Origin of the sequence: Cellulomonas rhizosphaerae (assembly GCF_003470205.1) — a bacterium.
GTDB lineage: Bacteria > Actinomycetota > Actinomycetes > Actinomycetales > Cellulomonadaceae > Cellulomonas > Cellulomonas rhizosphaerae.
The window spans coordinates 1-1,700 of the sequence record NZ_QWKP01000015.1; the positions used below are offsets into that span (position 1 = coordinate 1).

Annotated in this window: 3 protein-coding genes; all 3 read left to right on the forward strand. The window is 71.5% G+C overall.

The features are described 5' to 3' along the window. The coding region (locus tag D1825_RS00160; protein WP_199721426.1) for a tryptophan synthase subunit alpha at positions 1-417 on the forward strand (417 nt) is incomplete at its 5' end. Continuing rightward, positions 414-1,295 carry a prolipoprotein diacylglyceryl transferase gene (lgt, locus tag D1825_RS00165; protein WP_118765551.1) on the forward strand — a complete coding sequence of 294 codons (882 nt, stop codon included), beginning with the start codon at positions 414-416 and terminating at the stop codon, positions 1,293-1,295. The genes D1825_RS00160 and lgt, both read left to right, overlap by 4 nt. Positions 1,296-1,450: 155 nt before the next feature. Then, on the forward strand, positions 1,451-1,700 hold a 250-nt coding region (locus D1825_RS00170), incomplete at its 3' end, for a hypothetical protein (protein WP_138066910.1).

Genomic DNA, 1,700 nt, shown 5'->3' on the forward strand with positions numbered 1-1,700 from the left:
ATTCCCGACGAGGCCGCCGAGTGGCTGGCGTCGTCGGACAGCCACGGCCTCGACCGGGTGTTCCTCGTCGCTCCCAGCTCGACCCCTGAACGGCTCGCCTCGACGGCGGCCGCGTCGCGCGGTTTCGTGTACGCGGCCTCGACGATGGGCGTCACGGGGGAGCGGGCCACGGTCGGGACCCGCGCCGAGCAGCTCGTCGCCGACGCGCGAGCCGCGGGCGCCGAGCGCGTGTGCGTCGGGGTCGGCGTCTCGACGCCCGAGCAGGCAGCACAGGTCGGTTCCTACGCGGACGGCGTGATCGTCGGCTCGGCGCTCGTGCGCACGCTGGTCGACGCGCCCGACGAGAAGTCGGGCCTCGATGCCCTCGCCACCGCCACGGCCGCCCTGGCGGCCGGTGTGGCGTCGACCGAGCGATGATCGCCTCGATCCCGAGCCCGTCCCAGGGAGTCTGGGAGCTGGGGCCGATCCCGATCCGCGCCTACGCGCTGGCCATCCTCGTCGGCATCGTCGCGGCGGTCTTCATCGCGCGTCGCCGGTGGGCGGCCCGCGGCGGGGACCCGGACACGATCCTCGAGATCGCGTTCTGGGCGGTGCCGTTCGGCATCGTCGGCGGCCGGATCTACCACCTGATCACGTCCCCGGAGAAGTACTTCGGCGAGGGTGGCCACCCGTGGGACGCCCTGAAGATCTGGGAGGGCGGCCTCGGCATCTGGGGGGCGATCGCGTTCGGCGCGGTCGGCGCCTGGATCGGTGCGCGACGGCAGGGCGTCAAGCTCGCGCCGTTCGCCGACTCGGTGGCGCCCGGGCTCCTCGTCGCGCAGGCCATCGGGCGGCTCGGCAACTGGTTCAACCAGGAGCTGTTCGGCAGCCCGACGACCCTGCCGTGGGGCCTCGAGGTGTCCGACGCCAAGGCCATCGAGGCGGGCTACGAACCCGGCACGCTGTTCCACCCGACGTTCCTGTACGAGATGGTCTGGAACCTCGGCGGCGCCGCGCTGCTCGTCTGGCTCGACCGCAAGTTCCGGCTCGGCTACGGCCGCGTGTTCTGGCTCTACGTGATGATCTACACGAGCGGCCGGTTCTGGATCGAGCTGCTCCGGATCGACGACCAGGCCTCGACGTTCCACATCCTCGGGCTGCGGATCAACGTCTGGACGTCCATCGTGGCCTTCGTCGGCGCGCTGGTAGCGTTCATCTTGGTCGGGCGCCGCCACCCCGGACGTGAGACGACCCTCTTGCTGGAACCCCCGGCCACGCAGGACGACGAGGACGAGGCTGCAGACCTGAGCCGCTGACCAGCGGCAGGGTGTGAGCCACCTCACAACCGGCGGTGCGCTCGGGTTTGTTTCCGAGTTGTATCGTCGCCACACGTCTGGGCCGACGACGTCCCGCGTTCCCCCCATGTTCGTGCTATGCCCCGATGTCGTCGGGGTCCGTGAGGACGGTACAGATGTCGACGTCGCCCGTGAGCTCCGCCATGGCGGCTCCGCCCGGCCCTCGTGCGGCCACAGGTCTCTACGACCCGGCCGCCGAGCACGACGCCTGTGGTTTCGCCTTCGTCGCGACGCTGCGCGGTACTCCTGGCCGCGACATCGTCGACGCCGGCCTGACGGCCCTGCTCAACCTCGACCACCGTGGCGCCGTGGGTGCCGAGGAGGACAGCGGCGACGGCGCCGGCATCCTCACCCAGATCCCCGACG

Bases quoted from the DNA above. Each gene is read 5' to 3' on its own strand.
- lgt (WP_118765551.1), top strand. From the start codon at position 414: ATGATCGCCTCGATCCCGAGCCCGTCCCAGGGAGTCTGGGAGCTGGGG.